The 20,578-nt window shown below is 41.1% G+C and carries 19 protein-coding genes; 7 read left to right on the top strand and 12 right to left on the bottom strand.

Annotation, left to right across the window (positions count from 1 at the left end; translation table 11 throughout):
• Positions 1 to 20 precede the first annotated feature (20 nt).
• The 3 genes from AC59JO_RS09405 to AC59JO_RS09415 all read left to right on the top strand — a co-directional run bounded on the left by AC59JO_RS09405 (position 21) and on the right by AC59JO_RS09415 (position 3,540).
• On the top strand, positions 21 to 842 hold the full coding sequence (locus tag AC59JO_RS09405; RefSeq protein ID WP_413667729.1) for an MBL fold metallo-hydrolase: 822 nt from the start codon (positions 21 to 23) through the stop codon (positions 840 to 842).
• 213 nt (positions 843 to 1,055) lie between these two features.
• A complete protein-coding gene (locus AC59JO_RS09410; protein ID WP_497304906.1) occupies positions 1,056 to 2,672 on the top strand; it encodes a carboxylesterase/lipase family protein in 1,617 nt (538 codons plus the stop codon).
• Between the two features lie 4 nt (positions 2,673 to 2,676).
• Positions 2,677 to 3,540, top strand: a complete 864-nt coding sequence (locus AC59JO_RS09415; protein ID WP_497304908.1) for an alpha/beta hydrolase — start codon at positions 2,677 to 2,679, stop codon at positions 3,538 to 3,540.
• 64 nt (positions 3,541 to 3,604) lie between these two features.
• Here the strand turns inward: AC59JO_RS09415 and AC59JO_RS09420 are convergent, their stop codons facing one another.
• From AC59JO_RS09420 to AC59JO_RS09445, 6 genes are all read right to left on the bottom strand, one after another.
• Positions 3,605 to 4,369 carry a hypothetical protein gene (locus AC59JO_RS09420; RefSeq protein ID WP_497304910.1) on the bottom strand — a complete coding sequence of 255 codons (765 nt, stop codon included), beginning with the start codon at positions 4,367 to 4,369 and terminating at the stop codon, positions 3,605 to 3,607.
• 380 nt (positions 4,370 to 4,749) lie between these two features.
• Positions 4,750 to 6,126, bottom strand: a complete 1,377-nt coding sequence (locus tag AC59JO_RS09425) for an OmpA family protein (protein ID WP_497304911.1) — start codon at positions 6,124 to 6,126, stop codon at positions 4,750 to 4,752.
• 310 nt (positions 6,127 to 6,436) lie between these two features.
• Positions 6,437 to 7,279 carry a maleylpyruvate isomerase N-terminal domain-containing protein gene (locus AC59JO_RS09430; RefSeq protein WP_497304913.1) on the bottom strand — a complete coding sequence of 281 codons (843 nt, stop codon included), beginning with the start codon at positions 7,277 to 7,279 and terminating at the stop codon, positions 6,437 to 6,439.
• A gap of 27 nt (positions 7,280 to 7,306) precedes the next feature.
• Positions 7,307 to 7,735, bottom strand: a complete 429-nt coding sequence (locus AC59JO_RS09435) for an OsmC family protein (RefSeq protein WP_497304915.1) — start codon at positions 7,733 to 7,735, stop codon at positions 7,307 to 7,309.
• A gap of 80 nt (positions 7,736 to 7,815) precedes the next feature.
• Entirely contained in the window at positions 7,816 to 8,232 is a 417-nt protein-coding gene (locus AC59JO_RS09440) for a DUF3052 domain-containing protein (protein ID WP_413667722.1), read from the bottom strand.
• Entirely contained in the window at positions 8,232 to 8,666 is a 435-nt protein-coding gene (locus tag AC59JO_RS09445; protein WP_413667721.1) for a DinB family protein, read from the bottom strand. Before AC59JO_RS09445 ends, AC59JO_RS09440 begins: the two co-directional genes overlap by 1 nt.
• Before the next feature lie 74 nt (positions 8,667 to 8,740).
• On the opposite strand from AC59JO_RS09445, the gene AC59JO_RS09450 reads away from it, so the two are divergent.
• The 3 genes from AC59JO_RS09450 to AC59JO_RS09460 all read left to right on the top strand — a co-directional run bounded on the left by AC59JO_RS09450 (position 8,741) and on the right by AC59JO_RS09460 (position 11,000).
• On the top strand, positions 8,741 to 9,988 hold the full coding sequence (locus AC59JO_RS09450; protein WP_413667720.1) for a nucleoside recognition domain-containing protein: 1,248 nt from the start codon (positions 8,741 to 8,743) through the stop codon (positions 9,986 to 9,988).
• Between the two features lie 72 nt (positions 9,989 to 10,060).
• Positions 10,061 to 10,480 (top strand): hypothetical protein, encoded by a 420-nt coding sequence (locus tag AC59JO_RS09455; RefSeq protein WP_091221526.1) that lies wholly within the window; start codon positions 10,061 to 10,063, stop codon positions 10,478 to 10,480.
• Between the two features lie 106 nt (positions 10,481 to 10,586).
• Positions 10,587 to 11,000 (top strand): OsmC family protein, encoded by a 414-nt coding sequence (locus AC59JO_RS09460; protein ID WP_413667719.1) that lies wholly within the window; start codon positions 10,587 to 10,589, stop codon positions 10,998 to 11,000.
• A 219-nt stretch (positions 11,001 to 11,219) separates the two neighbouring features.
• On the opposite strand, the gene AC59JO_RS09465 is transcribed toward AC59JO_RS09460, so the two are convergent.
• Positions 11,220 to 11,837 (bottom strand): TetR/AcrR family transcriptional regulator, encoded by a 618-nt coding sequence (locus tag AC59JO_RS09465; RefSeq protein WP_091221535.1) that lies wholly within the window; start codon positions 11,835 to 11,837, stop codon positions 11,220 to 11,222.
• Positions 11,838 to 12,014: 177 nt separating this feature from the next.
• Between AC59JO_RS09465 and AC59JO_RS09470 the strand changes: the two genes are divergently transcribed.
• Positions 12,015 to 13,142: a mechanosensitive ion channel family protein gene (locus AC59JO_RS09470; RefSeq protein ID WP_497304919.1), complete on the top strand. Its 1,128-nt coding sequence runs from the start codon at positions 12,015 to 12,017 to the stop codon at positions 13,140 to 13,142.
• On the opposite strand, the gene AC59JO_RS09475 is transcribed toward AC59JO_RS09470, so the two are convergent.
• The 5 genes from AC59JO_RS09475 to AC59JO_RS09495 all read right to left on the bottom strand — a co-directional run bounded on the left by AC59JO_RS09475 (position 13,139) and on the right by AC59JO_RS09495 (position 20,372).
• On the bottom strand, positions 13,139 to 13,618 hold the full coding sequence (locus AC59JO_RS09475) for a DUF4126 family protein (RefSeq protein WP_497304921.1): 480 nt from the start codon (positions 13,616 to 13,618) through the stop codon (positions 13,139 to 13,141). The genes AC59JO_RS09470 and AC59JO_RS09475 overlap by 4 nt on opposite strands.
• Before the next feature lie 124 nt (positions 13,619 to 13,742).
• Entirely contained in the window at positions 13,743 to 17,165 is a 3,423-nt protein-coding gene (locus tag AC59JO_RS09480; protein ID WP_413667716.1) for an efflux RND transporter permease subunit, read from the bottom strand.
• A 25-nt stretch (positions 17,166 to 17,190) separates the two neighbouring features.
• Entirely contained in the window at positions 17,191 to 18,294 is a 1,104-nt protein-coding gene (locus tag AC59JO_RS09485) for an efflux RND transporter periplasmic adaptor subunit (protein ID WP_413667715.1), read from the bottom strand.
• 33 nt (positions 18,295 to 18,327) lie between these two features.
• Positions 18,328 to 19,677 carry a TolC family protein gene (locus AC59JO_RS09490; protein ID WP_497304924.1) on the bottom strand — a complete coding sequence of 450 codons (1,350 nt, stop codon included), beginning with the start codon at positions 19,675 to 19,677 and terminating at the stop codon, positions 18,328 to 18,330.
• 83 nt (positions 19,678 to 19,760) lie between these two features.
• Positions 19,761 to 20,372 (bottom strand): TetR/AcrR family transcriptional regulator, encoded by a 612-nt coding sequence (locus AC59JO_RS09495; RefSeq protein WP_413667713.1) that lies wholly within the window; start codon positions 20,370 to 20,372, stop codon positions 19,761 to 19,763.
• Positions 20,373 to 20,578: the final 206 nt, after the last annotated feature.

Raw genomic sequence — 20,578 nt, forward strand, 5'->3', positions numbered from 1 at the left:
CGTCTTGTAAAACAATACTTATGACAACTACCAATAAAATGAGCAAAACTACCATATGCAGTACATGCGGCACACAACTTTTAGCAGAGCCGGAGATACCTTCGTTTTGCCCGATCTGCACCGATGACCGCCAGTACATTCCGGAAAGTGGCCAGCAATGGACGCTACCTAATGAACTTGAGCATTGCAATATTAAAATAACACAACTAAATGAGCATGTATATGCTCTTAAAATACAGCCTGATTTTGCTATAGCCCAAAGGGCATTGCTATTGATCTCGCCGGGAGGTAATATTTTATGGGATTGCATCCCTTATTTAGATAAACCTACAATAGATTTTATCCGGTCTAAAGGTGGGTTAAAAGCTATCGCGTTTTCACACCCGCATTATTATAGCAATATGAATGACTGGGCAACTGAATTTAATTGCCCAATCTACATTCATCAAAATGACGCGGAATGGGTGCCATTTATAATCCCGCACGTTAAATTATGGAGTGGTGACAGCTTGCAGCTTTGGGATGGACTAAGTATAGTGCACATCGGCGGACATTTTGCCGGCAGCTGTGTGTTGCATATTACAGGCATAACGCCCAACGGAACTCTGCTTTGTGGGGATACCTTTAATATAGCCCGCAGCAAACGGCATATGGCCATCATGTACAGCTATCCTAATATTATATTGCTCACTAAAGACGAATTTGCCAAAGCATACCAGAAAGCGTCCAGGCTTAATTTTGACACTGTGTACGGTGCATTTGAGAACCAGGACATTGAGGGTAATGCAATGGAGATATTTAAAGCTTCTATGCAACGATATAAGGATGGGTACGGCTTATGAAAACCCGGACAAGCCCCTTTATTTAGCCAAAAATTTCTGAAAGTAAAAAGTATGATATAAATTGTATTTGGCAAACCCATTGTGTTATATTTACACAATAGTAAATCAATAACGTCGTCAAACAGGAGGTTATTGATCTGCAATATTTCTTCTTCCTTATCCCTCAAAAGTGCAGGGATATATTGCTTTAAACCAATTTAACCAAATACAATTATGAAAAAAAACAGTACCCTGATGCTGCTTTTACTCGTTTGCTTTTTACCCGTAACGGCGTTTTGTCAAAGCGGCAACGAACCAGTTGTTGCCGGAAATGATGTAGCCGTAACATCAACCGAAAGCGGAAAAGTAAAAGGCTATCTTCACAATGGCATTTTTACATTTAAAGGTATCCCCTATGCTAAAGCCGAGCGTTTCATGGCACCCGAAAAACCAACCCCATGGACGGATGTACGCAGCTCAAAAGCATACGGCCCGGTTTGCCCCACCGACCCTACCACAACTATTAATGACGAGTTTGAATTTGCCTTTCAGCATGACCTGGGGTATTCAAATGAACATTGCCAATCACTCAATGTATGGACTCAGAAACTAAACGACGGCAAAAAGCGCCCGGTAATGGTTTGGCTGCATGGCGGTGGTTTCACTGCTGGTTCATCAATTGAACTTCCATCATATGATGGTGAAAACCTGGCTAAAAAAGGAGATGTGGTATTGGTATCCGTAAACCACCGGTTAAATATCCTGGGCTTTTTGGATCTATCGGCCTATGGCGATAAATATAAAGGTTCAGCAAATGCCGGCCTGCTTGATTTGAAACTGGCTTTAGAATGGGTTAAACTAAACATAGCCCAGTTTGGCGGCGATCCTGATAATGTAACTATCTTCGGCCAGTCTGGCGGTGGTGGTAAGGTTACCAGTTTAATGAACGCGCCATCAGTAAAAGGCCTGTTTAAAAATGCCATTGTTGAAAGCGGCAGTTACATAACCGCATTTAACGAAAAACCGGTTACTCAAAAAGTTGCTGCTGCACTACTGGAAGAACTTCACTTGCAGCCGTCGCAGATTGACTCCCTTCAAAAATTGCCATATGATGTGCTGAACGAGGCTGGTAAAAAAGCCATGCGTAAAGTATCCGCCGAGCTAAGAAAAGAAGGTAAGGGTATAAATGGCTGGGGCCCTGCTTTAGATGGTGATTTTTTGCCATATCAACCATCTGATCCCGCTGCCAAAGAACTGTCCAAAAATGTTCCGCTGCTTGTAGGTACAACCAAAAACGAGTTTGCTCCATTCATCCCCGGCCCAAAAAGCCAAACCATGGAAGAGTTAAAAGCCAGCTTACAAAAAAAATACGGCGATAAAACCGATGCTTACATCGCTGCTGCTAAAAAAGCCTATCCTACTATCTCGAAACCTTCAGAATACACTGATATTGAGTTTAATTTCCGTTCATTAGCCATTAAGCAAGCCGACGAAAAAGCTGTAAGTGGCGCGGCACCCGTTTATATGTACCTGTTTACGTGGCAGTCGCCTGTAAATGGCGGTATGTACAAGGCTATGCACTGTATGGATATTGCTTTCCAGTTTAATAACATAGCACGTTGCCAGGAAATGACCGGCGGCGGTAAGGACGCTTATGCCCTTGCCGACAAAATAAGCAGCGCATGGATAAACTTTGCTAAAACCGGTAACCCCAATACACCGTCGTTGCCTAAATGGCCTGCTTATGCTGCAGAAAATGGAGCAACCATGATATTGGATAACCAGTGCGTAGTTAAAAACCATCCGGATGATGAATTATTAAAAATAGTAGCGGCCGCCCCTAAGCCTTAATGATATGAAAAGAATAGCTTTAACATTTGCGCTGTTATTTTGCTGCATATGGGTATTTGCAGCAAAGGTTGATACAGTACTGATCCCAAGTATGGCCATGAACAAAAGCTACAAAGCGGCCATTGCTTTTCCTAAAACCTATGCAAAAAGCAAAGCGAATTTCCCGGTATTATACCTGCTGCATGGAGGATATGGCCACTTTGACGACTGGTTGCAAAAAACGCCGGATAAATCATTGGTGAAAGATCTTGCCGATCAATACAACATCATCATTGTAATGCCCGAAGGCGAAATCTTTAGTTACTATGTTGACAGCCCCGTTGACCCCAACAGCAAGTTTGAAACTTATATTACCAGGGAGGTGATCCCTTTTATTGATAATAAATACCGCACTATTAACGATAAAAAAGGCAGGCTTATAACAGGTTTATCCATGGGTGGCTATGGTTCATTGTACCTCTCAACAAAGCATCCGGACCTTTTTGCTGCAGCGGGAAGCATGAGCGGGGCACTCGACCCAAACATGACTACCTGGAAACTTCCTCCCGACAGGTTTGAAATGCTTACCAAAATGCTTGATAAGATTTGGGGACCTATGACGCCGGATACTTACCTGCAATATTCGGTAGTGAACATGGCCGATCAGATCAGGAGAAACGGATTACCTTTGGTTATTAATATCGGTGTTGACGATTTTTTGCTTGAACCCAACCGCGAGCTACATCGTAGGCTTGTTTACAACCATACACCGCATGATTACAGTGAACAACCTGGAGGGCATACCTGGGAGTTTTGGCAAAACGCATTGCCCGGGCATCTTTTGTTTTTCAGCAAAATTTTGAAAGCAAACGGTACTTACGTTTTATAAAATGCCGATTTTAATATTCGTGAAGGGAAAGATATCGCTCGTATCTTTCCCCTTTTTTTGTTGATTAACAAGGAAATATCAAGGCGGGCAAATGGGCATGTTCTTCATTTTCCATATTCTCCCAATCCCAAAGGCCGTTTAATTGCGAACTGCGGTTACTCAACACAAAAAAATCAACCTGCATTACATTGGCTAACACATCTACAGTTTTCATAATGTCCCGCTCCATGATGTTCACGAGGTTCAGATTTGAGTTTGAAAACAATTGCCTGAACACAGTTTCCGCATAGCTATCACTCATGTGGGGCAATCCCGATTCGGTAACATTAAAAAGTGAAGCCTGTACACCCATCGCTTCGCTCATTTTATTTAAAAAGCTTACAATGTCCTTTTTGGCGTAACGAAGATCGGCAAGGTACCCGATATTGGTGATATTAAAGGTAGCGTGTTCAGGTACGGCAAGCAAAGGGCAGGATGAATGATTTAAAATTGGTGTAAGTTGCTCATTGATTTCCTTAGCAGTTCCGCTAACGCCCTTTATTATTAAACCGATATCATACTTAGCTATAATGGCGTGAAGTGACATTCCAAGCGTGTCCAGGTAACTAAGGAAAACTATATTTTCAGTGGTTTTTTGATCTTTAAACCCAAAGTCGTCACTTTCAAACGTGTCCTGAACAGCAGTATCAGATAATTGAACGGTGAACTGCTCCGGCACCATATTCATGACAATTACTTTAGTTTTTAATTTTACTCCTAAATTACCGGCGTAGGTAAGTGCATAATTACTTTCTTTTTTAAGGTTGTGAATCACTAAGATTGCTTTCATAGCTAATAGATATATAAGGATGAACAAGCGACGGCAGGGGCTGTTTTTAATTTATAATTAAAAACGTCATTAAAAAGTCAGTTTAATATTGACATTAATTACTGACAGACTACAACCCTTAACCTCTAACTAAAAGCCCCATACTGTTTACCACTTGTTGCAATAAACGCGCATATTGATCAATCTTTTAAATAACTTATTTTAAATTACACTGATATTAAATAAGGCTGCCGTTTAATGCCGTTGGCAAATGGAAACAGACCGGTTATCCGTATATTACACTTTGAAGCCTAATGACAAAGTCAGGTTAGCCGATTATATAACTACAAAGGCCACTCACATGAGCGGCCTTTGTAGTTATGGCATATTAACAATAAATATTAATATAAGGTAAACTCAACCCTGCGGTTAGCCTGACGGCCTGCTGCAGTTTTGTTTGTAGCAATTGGCTGGGTTTGACCATAACCGGTTGCCTCGATACGTGAAGGATTTGCACCTTTACTTGCCAGGTATGATTTAACCGATTCGGCACGATCTTTTGATAAACGCATGTTCAAATCAGCCGAACCTGTGTTATCAGTATGGCCCGCAAGTTTCAGGCTAAAGTTTTTATCAACCAGCAACTGTGCTACCCTATCCAGGCTTGGGTATGAATGTGCGCGGATAGTGGCTTTGCCCAAATCAAACTCAAGGTTTTTGATGGCGTCTTTAACTACTTTTTTATCTTCTTCGGTGACATAAACAACCGGTTTAGCTAAAGGACAGCCAGAACCATCAACCTTTTGACCAGCTGGCGTGTTAGGGCATTTATCGTTCACATCCACAACACCGTCGCCATCGCTATCGGTAGTTAACTTAGCTAAGTTGGCATTGGTTGTGGCAAGGTCGCTTGCAAGCTGAGCATTTTTAGCTTTCTCCGCATCAATTTGCTGTTGCAGTTCGGCACGGGTACGCTGGTTTTCCCATTGATACTCGGTACGCATTGATGATACCGGGTTATGAGTTGCCATCTGGTGTTTTTTCTTGCTGCCAAGGGCAAACTCTAAACCAATGTGTGCATAAGAAAACTTATCGTCGCCTAAACCATGGTTGTAACCGTCAAGGTTATCTGACTGTACAAAGTTAACCTGGTAACCCAAATCAAGATTTATACCAGGTGCAAGGTCAAACTTCAAGCCTAAACCAACCGGTATAAACAGCTCATTAATATGTCCGTTATCGGTTTTCTTAAAGTTTTCTTGTTGCCCGCCAACTGGTGTAATTCTTGGCGTGTAGTTCAAATTACCTAAGCCGGCGGTTAAGTAAGGCTGGATAAATGGTTTTTCATGTCGCCAGTTGATGTTGGCCAGGGTAATGTTAGCACTTAATGCCGCCGACCAGTTAAATTTAGTAGAGTAAGAATCATAGGGAGAAACGCCTGCGGCATTAGGTTGGCTATTTGATGAAGTTAATTTACCACGAAGGAAGTCGGCCTGTAGGCCTAATGACGGTAATATTTGTTTTTTGATGTAACCACCGTAGCCGAACTGTTCGGTTGGGTTTGTAAAGTCCTGCCTGCTATTACGGCCGAATATGGTAAATGGGGTTAATAAACCGCCGTGTACACCTATTGACCATGTACGTAGTTGGTCGCCACCCGAAAATGGTTTTACATAATCTCTTGCTGTAGCTGAAGTATCTGCCGATTGGGCTAATAATTTACTGCCTATCATAACTCCGGTAAGAAGTAGTGAGGCTTTTTTTAGATTTGTTTTCATATTTATAAGTTTAATTATACGTTTAACATTCAAGAAAAACGTACACCGGGTAATTCAACATTGATGCCACGGGCATTTGGCAACATGAACACCCTACCGTAAACAAGTCAAAAACAAATCGAAAAAACAGAGCGGAAATTTAATATAAACCGTTGATTAACTAAGTAAATCACCCGTGTTTTTATGACGCAGTCCAGGCTCATTTAAAAAGGCAACAAACAGCAATTTTCTAACTTTTTGTACCAAATGGTTAATGAGTAAAAAAGAATACAGTTTTGTACAGAGAAAGGGTAAATAAACAAAATAGTTGTTAAGCCATCACGGCAACCATGTTGAACAGATTTTCGCCAAGGTTAATATTTCCGCTGATATGAGAGGCTTCCAGTGCTGTTTGCGGATCAATACCTTTAGTAAATACTTTCCAGGCAATATCAGGCGATAAAGTAATGATTGTATCCGGTGCAAGACCAGCAGCTTCTTTGGTTAACGTCCATCCTTCTGCTGTTTTAAGCAAGTGCCAGCTCCCTCCTGCCTCTCCGGTTATTGTTATTTGTATAAGCGCACCTGTATTGGCTATCACCGTGCGGTAAGCATGAGGTAATCCGCACATAAAAGTATCAACACAGGGGTAAAACAATTGGGCTGTGATAATACCCTGTTTACCTACAGCTTCGCGGATTTGCTGTTGGTGATGAAATTTTTCGGTGTATTCGCGGGCAATATGAAACCAATTAACCGATTCATCTTCACCTGCCCAGGCTACTGAAAATGGCGAAGGTGCAAACAAGTCAGCAGCTTCCATGATCTCGCTGTATTGTTTACCGGTTGTTTCCAAAAGTTCGATAAGCAGTTGAGGACTCACACGCCTCATGGCTTTTACCCAGGTGGCGTTTAATCCATTCAGAAAATCTACTAAATCGCGATAGCTATTAATGGGATTGGGCGGAGGATCTCCGGCGAATTGATGAGCGGAAGAGATAACCCGGATGTTACCATCAAGCAAATGAGCGGCAATATCTTTTACCGTCCAAAGCTTTGCTAATGTAGGTTTATTCCAGTCGTCGGCTGATAATGACTTGAGCAGTTCTATCAGCTTTTGGTCCAAAAGGGGGAACAGGTGAACTGTTTTAATAGGGACTTCCTGTTCCGCCATTTGATATTTTAATAAGTAATGAATCTATTATTCAGCAGGGTGAACAATTACATTCCACTTAATTTCTGCACCGGCTTTTGCAAGTGTTGCAGCAACTGAGCAGTATTTGTTAATAGAAAGTTCGGCAGCACGTACAGCTTTGTCCTCGTCAACATTGCCGTAGATATGGAATTCAATATCCACATCCTCCCACAATGAAGGCTCTTTACCTGCTTCACGTTCGCCGTTAACCACCATTTTGTAATCGGTTATTTCCTGGCGTTGCTTTTTCAGGATACTGATCACGTCAATTGCCGAGCAACCGGCAAGGCCCATTAAAAGCATCTGCATTGGGCGGATCCCAAAGTCCTGGCCGCCACTTTCCGGACTGCTGTCCATTTTTACGGTGTGCCCGTTGGCGTCAACAGCTTCAAAGCCAAAATCGCCATGTACACGTTTTAAATTAATCTGAGCCATATTATCAGGTATTATTGTGCTAAGTTATACAATTGTACGCTTATGCTGAAACACACTACGGTTGTTTAACCAAAAATGACCTACATCATATATTTTCTGTCTTTAACCGGGATAACCAATTTTAACCCCGACCAAACTTCATCAACGGCACAAACCTTAACATCAACCAGGCCAATCTGCAGTGCGAAATTTCTGATCAGGTCTTCTGTGATATCCGTAACTACTTTTGAAGCCTTTTTTGGCCAGGAAACCCAGATCATGCCATCCTGCTTTATTTGTTTCATTAGTTCGGGCAGATTCACGCGGTATTCATCAGCACTTTTACTAAAGAAATGGATCACATCATTTTCAAGCGAAAGATCATCTGTGAAATAAACATCTGTTGGCAAGTCCGTAAACAGATCAGGATAACGGCCGGGTGCATTTACAACCATAAGCTTTGTTCCTGTCTTTATGCCAAGCTTTTTTGCCAATGGAGTACCTGAATAGCCCGCCATTACAATATATCTTTTAGGTGATGCAGCATGTGATCAACATAGTCGGCAGCAAGCCACTCAACGGTTTGGAGGTTGGGTTCCTGTTTACTATTATCGCAACGTGCACCTAACCTGTCGGCGGGATAATTCTCTAAAACCCGTACAATCTGCCGATTCAATAAAGTCCAAAGTTCAATCAGCTCGTTAATATTGCCGTCCTGATAACGGGCGGCAACAACCCATTCAACCTGGTTATAGGTAAGCCTGAAGTTTTCTTCATAAGTACAGCGTACAAAACGTTGCAAGTTAATTTGGGCGCTGTCAATCAAATGCCCAATCACCTCTTTCTTTGACCACTTAGCAGGAGAGGCTTTATAAGCCCAGTCAATATCATGGTATTTTAGTTCCCTTACTTTATCTATAATTCCGGTGAGTTTGTTGGTTACCTCGTTCATTGGTAGTTGTATAAAAATATCAGCATTTCATATTAAACAACAAAAGCACTAACTTCAAAGCCTTAAACATTACTATGGCGCTTAACTATATCTGGATAGCTTTTTTTGTAATTGCATTTGTAGTTTCACTCATAAAATTAGTTTTTTTTGGCGATACAGAAGCTTTCAAATTATTGGTTGAAGGATTGTTTAATTCGTCCAAGTCATCAGTAATGGATATTGCGTTGCCGCTGATAGGTTCGATGGCGTTCTGGCTTGGTATTTTGAATATCGGCGAAAAAGCAGGGGCTATCAATTTTTTGTCCCGAATAGTAAGGCCTTTCTTTAGTCGTTTATTCCCCGATGTACCCAAAGATCACCCTGCTACCGGCCAGATGATGATGAACTTTTCGGCCAATTTAATGGGGCTTGATAATGCTGCAACCCCACTCGGCTTAAAAGCTATGGGCAGCCTGCAAGAGCTTAATCCAGATAAAGAAACGGCATCAAATGCCCAGATCATGTTCCTGGTGCTGCACACATCGGGCTTACAATTATTACCTGTTACCATCATCGCGCAAAGGGCCATCCTAAACTCAAAAGACCCGGCCGAAGTATTTTTACCTTGTATCATCGCTACCTATGTAGCCACAGTAGTTGGCCTTATAGCCGTGGCCATCAAACAAAAGATCAACCTTTTTGACAGGGTAATTATTGGTTGGCTTGGCGGGGTTACTGCTTTTATTACATTAGTTGTATGGTATTTTACTACCCAGCTTACCAAAGAGCAGATCAGCACGGTATCATCCGTTATCAGCAATGTGATGCTGTTTACCATTCCGGTGATATTTATAGTCGGCGGACTTATAAAAAAGGTAAATGTATTTGAAGTTTTTGTAGAGGGTGCCAAAGGCGGCTTTGAAACGTCTGTAAAAATAATCCCCTATCTGGTAGCGATGCTGGTGGGGATAAGCGTGTTCAGGAGTTGTGGCGCGCTTGATTATATGAACGAAGGATTACGCTGGGTTTGCGTTCAGTTTAATTTGGATACCCGTTTTGTTGACGCTATGCCGGTAGCGTACCTGAAACCTCTTAGCGGATCAGGATCAAAGGGCATGATGATAACCGTAATGCAAAATTTCGGTGTCGACAAATTTGCAGGCCGGCTTGCCGGGATCTTTAACGGTTCAGCTGATACCACGTTTTATATTGTGGCTTTATACTTTGGTTCGGTGGGTATTAAAAAATCACGCTATGCCATCCCGGCAGGACTTATTGCCGATTTGGCTGGTGTTATTGCGGCTATCTTTATCGCTTACTTATTCTTTGGCCATCAGCCGTAATTACCGCTTAAAAAGGGGGCTTGCTTTATTCATCAAATTAATTACTAATTTTATCGCACCCTTTATAAACTAATGACTCAAACTTATCTTAAGGAAAAGCACCTTAAAAAAAAGCGTGCTATGAAAGGCGTGTATGCCATAGTTGTTGCCGGCATAATATTCATATTTGTCATGGCCAAATTTGCCACATCGGGTGGAGTACCCGAAGTATTGTCATTTAGTAAAATGCCCAATGCTGATGATGCTTATAAAATTGCCAAGGAATTTGTAACACCAACCATCCGTAACGGTAACATCTCTTTTCCTGACGATAAATACCAGTTTGGAAAAAAAGCCGATTCGGTTTTCATCATTAAATCGTACGTGCTTTCAAGAGGCAGCAGAGGGGAAACAAACCGTACCAATTTTGAAGTGATCCTGAGATATAATGGAGGCCCTAGATACTTAAAAAAGAACTGGGCTTTGGTAGACATTAACGAAACAGCTGAATAGACAAAGTCAGAAGTATTGAGCCGGAAGTCAAAAGCCCGGCCCCCCCGCCTTTCTGAACTTAGCACTTATGACTAAAGACTAATAACAATACACCACTATAAGCCTTATGGAAGAAACTGGACTTGAGCTGATAGAAAGTGCCACCGCATTTATAGGGCGTACCCAATATCAAACAGTAGTTAACAGCGGCGGGCATGGCCTTATCACCGACGAACCATTGAAAGCCAATGGCACCAACACCGGCATGAACCCATTTAGTTTATTACTGGCGAGTCTCGCAAGCTGTACGGTTATTACCCTGCGCATGTACATCGATCGGAAAATGTGGCCGATAGAAGAAATCAAAGCTGATATTGAGATGTATAAAACTTTAAGCGGCACACGCATAGAAACCAAGCTAAGCTTTAAGGGCGAAGTCGATGACGAGCAACGGGGCAGGTTGCTTAAAATAGCAAATGCCTGCCCGGTTCATAAAATACTGGTTGGCAACATTGATATTAACACAAATATCAATATATAAAAAGCCCGCGCGGCAAAAAGCTACGCAGGCTAAATCACTCTAAAACAATCACCTCTTAAAAAAGAAGTATTTATAAATAATTTGAACAGGAAGGTAATTACCTGGCTATTAAACTATTTATAAGTACAAATGTACCCATAAATAGGAGCTACAGCACTCAACAGACAGTTCATTTGACGGCTAACTGACAGTACAGACCATTTATACTTTCAGATGACTTTAGGCAGTTAACCCTTTGATAAAAATATCGAGCAGAAGGAGTTTTTTTGTATGGATTTCTTCAAGATGTTCCTTACGGGGGAAGTTTGTTTTCTTTTGGGATATGGATCCCACCCTAATGCCATGTAAGGCATCCATCAATACGTCAACAATCTCATCGGGGTTTTCAACGGGTTTTATAGCTCCTTTTTCAACTTCTGTTTTAATAGCATTGCTCAACAGGCCCAATTCAGCGCCACGTACTTCGCCAACTATCTCCCAGATGGCTTCGGGGAGATTTTGCTCGTTAAGCCTGAAAAAATCAAAAAAGTTGTAATTATTAACGATGAACTCGTGATGGGTATTTACCTGGAACGTGAAAGCTTCTTTTAAATTGGTAAAGCTATTTAACCTGTTTTCGAGTGTTTTAAGATAATCAGTAGCAAGCTTGCGCATTACGGCAATGTACAACTGACTTTTATCAGGGAAATAATAGTACAGCAGGGCCTTTGACATAGAAAGATCGCCGGCTATTTCATTCATAGTAGTTTTTGAATAACCGTAATGTAAAAAGCGCTGATGCGAGGCCTCTAAAATTTTCTCCCTTTTAATATCCTGCTGGTCATTCGCTGCTGCCATGTGAAAAATTTTTCTAAAAACAGGTAAACAAATAAAGTCAACACAATCGATTTCCTGACTTTTTTAACAAAACTATCAAAAATTCATTAAATAAATGTAGCAACACCCGGTGATGGGGCATTTGCTAAAACAATTTTACATTCTGACTATTTTATAGGGTAAACAAGTTCTGTGATTATGGATATAGAAAACAGATTACCGCCTGACTTGCTTGAGTTTTCGCAACGGATCCCCTCCTTTGCCTGGAACCTGGTCATTATCGCTTCGGCAATACTTATTGGCCTTTTCACTAAATTTATTATAACCAGGTTGTTCAGGATTTACGCTCAACGCAAAGACACAGATTATTCCATATTGCGGTCAATAATTGTAAACCTGGGGCCGGCGGTGGCTTATTTTATACCCTTATTTCTACTCAATTTATTTTCGCCGCTAATGCGGATGAACAAGCTTTATTATCAGCCACTTGATAAAATAATTGAAATTTTGCTTACCATATCATTTGCAGGCTTAATTGTGCGTTCGGTGCGAATCCTGGAAGATTATATTTATCATACTTATGACCTTAACAAGGTTGACAACCTGAAAGAGCGCAAAGTGCGAACGCAGATCCAGTTCATCCGTAAGATCATTATAGTAACTATCATTTTTTTGACCATAGCCATTATCCTGCTTAGTTTTGAAAGTATGCGTAAGATAGGCACAGGCCTGCTTACTGGTGTTGGTATTGGCGGTATTATAGTTGGCTTTGCTGCGCAAAACTCTTTAGGTAACCTGCTTGCAGGCTTTCAGATAGCGTTTACCCAGCCTATCCGTATTGATGATGTTTTGGTAGTTGAGGGCGAATGGGGCCGCGTGGAAGAGATTACGCTTACCTATGTGGTTTTAAAGATCTGGGATGAACGAAGACTGATACTGCCAATCAATTATTTTATCCAAAAACCTTTTCAAAACTGGACGCGTACATCGGCAGACATCCTGGGCACCGTGTTTTTATACATGGACCATACCGTTCCCGTTGATGCCATACGCGAAGAATTTGAGCGGTTGATCGTAAAATCAAACCTTTGGGATAAGCGGGTTAAGGTAGTACAGGTAACGGACGTACGGGAGCATGTTATTGAAATCAGGGTACTAATGAGCTCAAGTACCTCATCAAACGCATTCGACCTTCGTTGTTATATTCGTGAAAATCTGATAACCTTTATCCAAAAGAATTATCCCAATAGCCTTCCACGCTCACGTAATGAATTCAGCAACCTGGGCGAGCTTGAAAAATATATTCAACCCGCCCCTGCTTCTTAAACCAACTTATTTAGACCGATACCCACCCCTATTACCAAAGCATCTTCAGCCGCGCCTATCCATGGATCGGCAATGTGATTGGCTTTAACTATGTTTTTGCGTAAATAGTAGCTTCCGTAGGTAGCCGCTATTGCTGTCGCTCCTCCAATCAATGCACCGGTTAACCATTTTCCTACAACTGATTTATAAATACTTGCACCAGCCAAAGCACCGGATAAGCATCTGCCTGCTATACCGGCTGGCTCTATCCTGTTTGGCGTTGAAGGCAATTTATCCGCGATAAGCTCAGTGACAGATAAGATCTTCAAAACGGCAGCTATCGTAGGCGATTGGATAAACCGTAACGGCGATTTATCCAATTTTTTTGATGGATGACGACTTAAGATATGAGTGGTCATAACCGGCGCAGACAAGGTGCGCATACCAGCTAACGTGCCCAGGCCAATTACTGGCCAAAGTGGTTTTAATGCTTTCATTTTGTTTCAAAACGTATGCTTAAATAACTCTAAATATCCTATGATGTTTCTGATTAAAAATCTATAATGCAAAAACGACCGTACTGTATTAGCACGGCCGTTTTTTTAACTAAACAGTTTTTTCTTAAACTGCTTCTGTTTCTAATACTGCGGCATGCTTAACTTCAACCGATTTTTTACCAAATAACCTTGCCTTAAGGTTATAACGGATCAGGTATAAACACGGCACAAGGATCAATGTAATAATGGTAGCGAAACCTAAACCGAAGATCATTGTCCAGGCCAGCGGCCCCCAGAAAGCAACGTTATCACCACCAAAGTGGATATGCGGTTCAAAACGGGTAAACAAGCCCACGAAATCAATATTGAAACCAACTGCCAGCGGTATTAAACCTAAAATAGCAGCTGTTGCGGTAAGGAGTACCGGAGTCATACGGGTATGGCCGGCTTCAACCACGGCATCATGGATGCTTACGCCCTGCTCCAACAGCATATCGGTAAACTCAACTAATAAGATCCCGTTACGAACAACCACGCCGGCGAGTGCAATGATACCGATACCAGTCATTACGATAGACATGGTCATGCCAAATACGGTAACACCCAGCAACACACCAATAATACTGAAGAGTATCTCGCTGATAATAATAAGCGTTTTGCCAATAGAGTTAAACTGGATCATTAAAATAATGAGGATAAGCCCGAATGACACGCCAAGAGCAGAAAGCAGGAAAGTCATGGCTTCCATTTGGTCTTCCTGACCACCGCCCTGCCTTATGATAACATTATCCGGCTTTTTGAAGTTGTTTATAGCTTTCAAAATATTGGCATTAACCTCATTAGGGTTATTAGGCTTAATAACATTTGAACCCAGTGTCAATACTCTGCGTTGCTGTTTACGCTTGATATTGCTGTAAGTCGTTGTGTAACGCACGTCAGTAAAAGCTGAGATAGGAACCTGGCGTATTGTTCCGTTCATTGCCATATCACGATAAGTGATTTTTATGTTTCGCAATGCATCAATATCGCTTCGTTGACTCTCTAAAGCACGTACTTTTATTTGATAATCATCTTCCTTGGTATTTCTGAAATCTGCAGCTTTAGCACCAAATATAGCTGCCCCCAATGATTGATTTACCTGTGATGAACTTATGCCCTCGCGATTTGCTCGTTCACGATTTACATCGAAAACAATTTCCGGCTTATCGCTTTGTACGTCGGCAATAAGGTTTTCAATACCAGCGATGTTTTGCTTTGCGAGGTAACTTTTTAGTCGATTACCCGTGGCAACAAGAGTGTCAAGATTGTCGCCAACTATCTCTATACTGATATCCTTTTGTACGGGCGGACCGCTGTTTTCCTGAGCTACTGCTATTTTTGCCCCTGGAATACCTTGTACCGCCGCGCGGATATTGGCTAATACTTTTTTAGTATCCTTACCGTTACGTTTGCCAAATTCTACAAAGGCAACAGTAACCTTGCCTTTATTTTCATAATCACCCTGATCTTCATCGGTAGGATCGGTTACGCCTTTAGTCACGTTTGAGATTACCGACGATACTACATCCTTATCTGGTTCAACAACCTGAGCAACACGCTTTTCTATTTGCCGGGTAACTTCATTCGTATAAGCTTGATCGGTACCTATAGGCAAGGTAATATATACATAGGCAAAGTTAGGATCACCAGATGGGAAAAACTCCGGTGTTTTACCTCGCACAGCCATAAAGAAGATAGCAAAAACGAATAAGCCAATGGTTCCCAGTAAAACTATAACCGGACGGTGTACCGCACGCTCAAGCCATTTTGCATACCAGTTTTGAAATTTAGGCCAGGCATTTTTCTGAAACCTGTCAATAACCCGCAACAGGAAGAAGTGGTTGATCAGGTATAATACCATGATCAGCACTATCAGGTTACCAACCCCAACGTTCATCAGGTAACCGATAACTGCAGCTATCGCCAAAAATATCATAGCCCTTTTTGTTGGCCTGTCAAACTTAGGATTATCATGTTCGCCATCATGATGGGGTCTCATAAAGTCAACCGCAAATACCGGATTAAAGATATAAGCTACAACCAGCGATGCCAGCAGTGTTATAATCAGCGTAATAGGCAGGAAGAACATAAAATGGCCTATCAAACTATTCCAGAAAGCCAATGGTATAAACGGCGCCAAAGTAGTCATTGTACCTGAAAATACCGGTAAGAACACTTCGCCTGCAGCCATTTTTGCAGCTTCCTTAATAGGTACTTTTCCGTTAGCAAAAATACGATGGGTATTTTCAATAACCACAATAGCATCATCCACCACAATACCTAACGCCAGCAGGAACGAAAATAACACAATCATATTGAGGGTGAATCCGATGGCCGGCATTACCAGGAAAGCGATAAAGCACGATAAAGGCACAGATAGCGCCACGAAAATAGCGTTGGTTGTGCCCATGAAAAACATCAGGATAACGGTAACCAAAAGGAAGCCGATAACTATAGTATTGATGAGGTCATTCAGAGTTGTACGTGTTTTGTCTGACTGATCTCCCGTTACAACAATATCTAATCCTTTAGGAAAAACCGTTTTCTGTTTAAGTTTGATCAACTCATTGATCTTATCCGATGCCTCTATCAGGTTCTCTCCCGCTCTTTTACTTACGTTGAGGGTAATTACGTTCTTAAAGTTGGGGTTATCATTAGTTTTTAACCTTGCATAACTTTCCTGTTCTAAAAATGAGTCTTTTATCTCAGCTATGTCCCTCAAATAAATTGTTTGGCCTTTTGGGTTACGGATTGCCATAGCAGCTACCTCATCTGCATTTTTAAAATCCTGCTTGATATCGATACTGCGACGTATTCCATCCGTTTTAACTGTACCTGCCGACGAAAGAATATTTTCATCCCCAATGGCTTTAATAATATCACCGAAGCTTATTTGGGTAGCAGCCATTTTATTAAGATCAACGTTTACCTGTATTTCGGGAGTTAAAGCACCTACCTCATCAACTTTAGATATTTCCTTGTAACCTTCTATTTCGTCTTTTAAAACATCAGCATACTCCTTGAGCCTCTTAAGATCATAATTACCTGATATATTGATGTATAAGATGGGCAAATCGGCAACATTAATATCGGATATTACCGGTTCCTTAAGGTTATCGTCATTTTGGGGCAGATCCTGCTTAGCCTTATCGACTGCGTCCTTTACATCGATTTTTGCATCCTTAATATTAATGTTGGCTTGAAATTCGGCCGTAATAATGGAAACATTCTGTACCGAGTTTGAGGTCACCTTTTTTAAGCCTTTTAACGACTTCAATTGCTTTTCAATTTGTCGAGTCACCAGGTTCTCAATATTTTGTGGAGACTGCCCGGCATAGGTTGTTTGTATAAATACCTTTGATTGCGCTATATCCGGAAAGTTTTCCTTTGGCAGGCGGTTATAACTTATCAAGCCAAGTGCTGTGATCAGGAACATGAGCACATAGATGGCTGTTTTGTTATCAATGGCCCAGCTTGAAGGGCCAAATTCTTTTTTTACATCTTTCATAATGAACAGATCAATTGGTTAATAACTAATTGGCCGACTGAACAACTTTGATCTTATCGCCATCCTCAATTTCAGTTGCACCTTCAACAACCAGCTGGTCGCCTGCTTTCAGGCCTGATAATATCTCTGTTTGACCACCATAGGTAACGCCCGATTTTACATTTACCTGTTTGGCAATACCATTTTGATTAACAAAAACATGGTCGCCGTTTTCTGATTTCTGTATAGCTTTAACCGGTACTGCTATGGTATTTGTTTTTGAATAATCAGCAATTTTTAAAATTGCGGTCATGTTAGGGCGAAGTGTGCTGCGCTGAGGTAATTTAACCTCCACACCAAAACTACGCGACGTTGGGTCGATAGCTTTAGCAGCAAAAGTTACTTTAGTAACTAATGAATCCTTTGCATCCGGAATCAATATCTTAACATCATTACCAGTGTTCACGCTGCTTGCATATGATTCAGGAACATCAGCCTTAACTTTTAAAACATCGGCATTCACAATACGGATCCCTGTTTGACCCGGAGTGGCACCCTGCCCCAATTTCAGGTCCATTTGATCTACTGTACCACTAATTGGCGATATGATGCGGTATAAACCCGATTGCCTTTTTAAGGAAGCCAAAGCTTTCTGATTGCTTTGTAATGCGGTTTGAGCTTGCAGATATTGTACTTCGGTGCCAATTTTCTGATCCCAAAGATTTTTTTGACGATCAAACAATTGTTGGCTCAAGCTAACCTGTGCTTCTGCCTGTGCTATATTTTGTTGCATAACGCTATTATCCAGCTGTGCTAACACCTGGCCTTTAGTTACATGCTGACCCGGTTTTACATAAATAGCAGTAATAACCGCTGATGCCTGCGGATAGGCAGTAACGTTATCCTGAGCATCTATTTTACCCTGAATCTGCACGTAGTTAGTAAAGTTTCCGTTTTTAACCTCGGTAACACTTACATCAGTGCTCTTAACCGAATCTGTAGTGCCCATTTCGGCCTGCAGTTTCGCTATTTTTGAATTGATATCCGATTGCTGTTTTTGCAGGTCGGCCAGTTCGGCCTTTTTATCTTTGGGTTTACTTGAGCAGGCAGCCAGTAAAACCAGGAACGGTATGTATATAAAATTTTTCATTTTCATTGTTATATAGTGAGTTTAGTGTTGTTGTTATTTAATTCGTCCGTAAGCTTTATCAAGGTCAACTTTACTAACCAGGGCCTCATAAAGGCCTTGTATATATTGGTTATCGGCATCCTCAAGACTGGTTTGGGCTTGTGTAACTTCAATACTTGAGCCAACGCCCTGCTGATATTTTATTTTTGAAACACGCAGTACTTCCTGTGCAAGCTGCTGGTTACGCTTTTGGTTATTAAGCGATTGTAAACCATTAATATACGACACAGTTGCCACCTTAGCATCAAGGTTAATCGTATTTTTAAGGTTTACGAGGTCGTTTGTTGATTTTTGCACTTCAATTTTTGCCTGCCTTACCTGGTTTAGCCTTTGCCCGCCACTGAAAATAGGTACGTTAAGCGTTAAACCGATATAACTTGAAGGAAAAACCTGGCTATAAAGCTTACTGAAATTATTATCCTGATACGATGCTGCGTAGCTTCCGTTAGCACTTAATGTTGGCAAATAAGTTGATTTCTTGTTTTGCAGATCGAGTTCGTTTAGTTTCTTCTGAGTCTCCTGTAAGGAGTATTCAATCCGGTTATGGTAAAAACCGGTATCTACCGCTAACTCCGCAACATTCTTATCAAGACTGATATCACTTAGCTTATCTTTCAACACAAGATTTTCATCTACGGGCATCCCCATCTGAAATTTCAGCATTTGATAATTCAAAGCCAGCGAGCGGATTACATTTTCGCGGTTGGTTATTAAGTTGTTGTACTGTACGGTAATGCGGTCTACATCAATCTTTTCAACAAAGCCCTGCTTGTTTTGTGCTACCGTTTGGTCAACCTGTTGTTTTAACTGGGCAATATTGGCATCGTACAGCTTTATTTGTTCGTCGCTTACCAAAACCTGGTAATATGCTTTGGTAACAGCAACATTAGCTTCAATTTTTGAACGGGTATAGCTACGTTGTGAAAGCTCACGGTATGTTTTTGAAGCCTTTAGACCAACGAGGTAACTCCCGTTAAAAAGGATCTGGTTTAAACTAAGACCTAAGTTTGATTGGTACTTTACACCAAACTTAACCGGCACAAAGGTACCAGGCGCACCAAAAAATTCGCCCGGTAATAAGGTGGTCGGGATCTTCAGATAATCCTGAAACGAAGCTGATCCGCTGATTTGTGGTAAGCCGATCCCTGTTGTTTCTTTTACCTTATACTCTGCACTTTTAATATCAAGGGCCGAGTTTACAACTGCATTCTGATGCTCATAAGCATAATTAACACAGTCCTGAACCGTAAAATTATACGTTTGCGTGTTAGGCGCAGCCTCCTGCCCGTAGCCTTTAACAGCTATGGCGCAAAGTAACATTGCCGTGTAAAATAGATATTTCATTATATATGTTGTGGTTGAGTGATTTGATTTCATCTAAACTGATACAAATTTCATGCTGTTAATGACAACTGTGTGTCAGCATGTTATTCATTATTAATATTCTTATACTCATTAAGCAGCTTGTATCCTTCAAGTGTACAAATGCCATAATTAAAATGATCTAAAAACTGAACCTGCACCTTCCATGGACTAAACTCCGATACCGGGAATATGGATGTGTTGAAACCCAGTTCAACCTGGTTTACCCTCATCCGTGCCATTATCTTTACGTCGATATCCTTACGAACGTAACCCTGCCCCATTCCTTTAATTAAAAGTTCTTCCATTTTTTGGATCAATACTTCGGCCTTAAATTTTTGAAAATCGTTCCAGGCTTCGGGATGATACTTTTGCAGATCATGAATAACAATCGGGTTGATCCTTGAAAAGATCTCTTCCGAACACTTGGTCATGTTGATCATCTCTTCAATTACATTATTTGATTTGCTGATGATATCATTCATTTGATCCTCATCTTCTTTCAACTTCTGTTTTGTAAGGGCAACTACCAATTCATTTTTGTCTCTGAAAAACTGATAGATCGTTTTTTTCGACATGCCAAGGTGCCTGGCAATATCATCCATGGTGATACTTTTAATACCTGCAGTTAAAAACAGGTCTTCGGCGCCTTTAATAATTCTTTCTGTTTGACTCATTGACTTTCCGGGTCAAAACTAAGGAAACATTTTTTGAATAAAAAGTTTCCATTCATTTTTACTTTCTTATTACAAATACTTGTTCATTTTTAAAATCCATTTAATTAATGCTTATTATCCTGTGGTTTATTTGCGAAGCTTTTAATCTGCCATTGGCACCTCAAAAATGCTTACCTTTGCAAAAAATTATTACCCACTCTCTTTTT

Source organism: Mucilaginibacter sp. A5337 (genome assembly GCF_059690695.1).

What these genes read in the sequence shown, in the direction of transcription:
- AC59JO_RS09405 (WP_413667729.1), top strand. Translation starts at nt 21, where the DNA reads ATGACAACTACCAATAAAATGAGCAAAACTACCATATGCAGTACATGC.
- AC59JO_RS09410 (WP_497304906.1), top strand. Translation starts at nt 1,056, where the DNA reads ATGAAAAAAAACAGTACCCTGATGCTGCTTTTACTCGTTTGCTTTTTA.
- AC59JO_RS09415 (WP_497304908.1), top strand. Translation starts at nt 2,677, where the DNA reads ATGAAAAGAATAGCTTTAACATTTGCGCTGTTATTTTGCTGCATATGG.
- AC59JO_RS09420 (WP_497304910.1), bottom strand. Translation starts at nt 4,369, where the DNA reads ATGAAAGCAATCTTAGTGATTCACAACCTTAAAAAAGAAAGTAATTAT.
- AC59JO_RS09425 (WP_497304911.1), bottom strand. Translation starts at nt 6,126, where the DNA reads ATGAAAACAAATCTAAAAAAAGCCTCACTACTTCTTACCGGAGTTATG.
- AC59JO_RS09430 (WP_497304913.1), bottom strand. Translation starts at nt 7,279, where the DNA reads ATGGCGGAACAGGAAGTCCCTATTAAAACAGTTCACCTGTTCCCCCTT.
- AC59JO_RS09435 (WP_497304915.1), bottom strand. Translation starts at nt 7,735, where the DNA reads ATGGCTCAGATTAATTTAAAACGTGTACATGGCGATTTTGGCTTTGAA.
- AC59JO_RS09440 (WP_413667722.1), bottom strand. Translation starts at nt 8,232, where the DNA reads ATGGCGGGCTATTCAGGTACTCCATTGGCAAAAAAGCTTGGCATAAAG.
- AC59JO_RS09445 (WP_413667721.1), bottom strand. Translation starts at nt 8,666, where the DNA reads ATGAACGAGGTAACCAACAAACTCACCGGAATTATAGATAAAGTAAGG.
- AC59JO_RS09450 (WP_413667720.1), top strand. Translation starts at nt 8,741, where the DNA reads ATGGCGCTTAACTATATCTGGATAGCTTTTTTTGTAATTGCATTTGTA.
- AC59JO_RS09455 (WP_091221526.1), top strand. Translation starts at nt 10,061, where the DNA reads ATGACTCAAACTTATCTTAAGGAAAAGCACCTTAAAAAAAAGCGTGCT.
- AC59JO_RS09460 (WP_413667719.1), top strand. Translation starts at nt 10,587, where the DNA reads ATGGAAGAAACTGGACTTGAGCTGATAGAAAGTGCCACCGCATTTATA.
- AC59JO_RS09465 (WP_091221535.1), bottom strand. Translation starts at nt 11,837, where the DNA reads ATGGCAGCAGCGAATGACCAGCAGGATATTAAAAGGGAGAAAATTTTA.
- AC59JO_RS09470 (WP_497304919.1), top strand. Translation starts at nt 12,015, where the DNA reads ATGGATATAGAAAACAGATTACCGCCTGACTTGCTTGAGTTTTCGCAA.
- AC59JO_RS09475 (WP_497304921.1), bottom strand. Translation starts at nt 13,618, where the DNA reads ATGAAAGCATTAAAACCACTTTGGCCAGTAATTGGCCTGGGCACGTTA.
- AC59JO_RS09480 (WP_413667716.1), bottom strand. Translation starts at nt 17,165, where the DNA reads ATGAAAGATGTAAAAAAAGAATTTGGCCCTTCAAGCTGGGCCATTGAT.
- AC59JO_RS09485 (WP_413667715.1), bottom strand. Translation starts at nt 18,294, where the DNA reads ATGAAAAATTTTATATACATACCGTTCCTGGTTTTACTGGCTGCCTGC.
- AC59JO_RS09490 (WP_497304924.1), bottom strand. Translation starts at nt 19,677, where the DNA reads ATGAAATATCTATTTTACACGGCAATGTTACTTTGCGCCATAGCTGTT.
- AC59JO_RS09495 (WP_413667713.1), bottom strand. Translation starts at nt 20,372, where the DNA reads ATGAGTCAAACAGAAAGAATTATTAAAGGCGCCGAAGACCTGTTTTTA.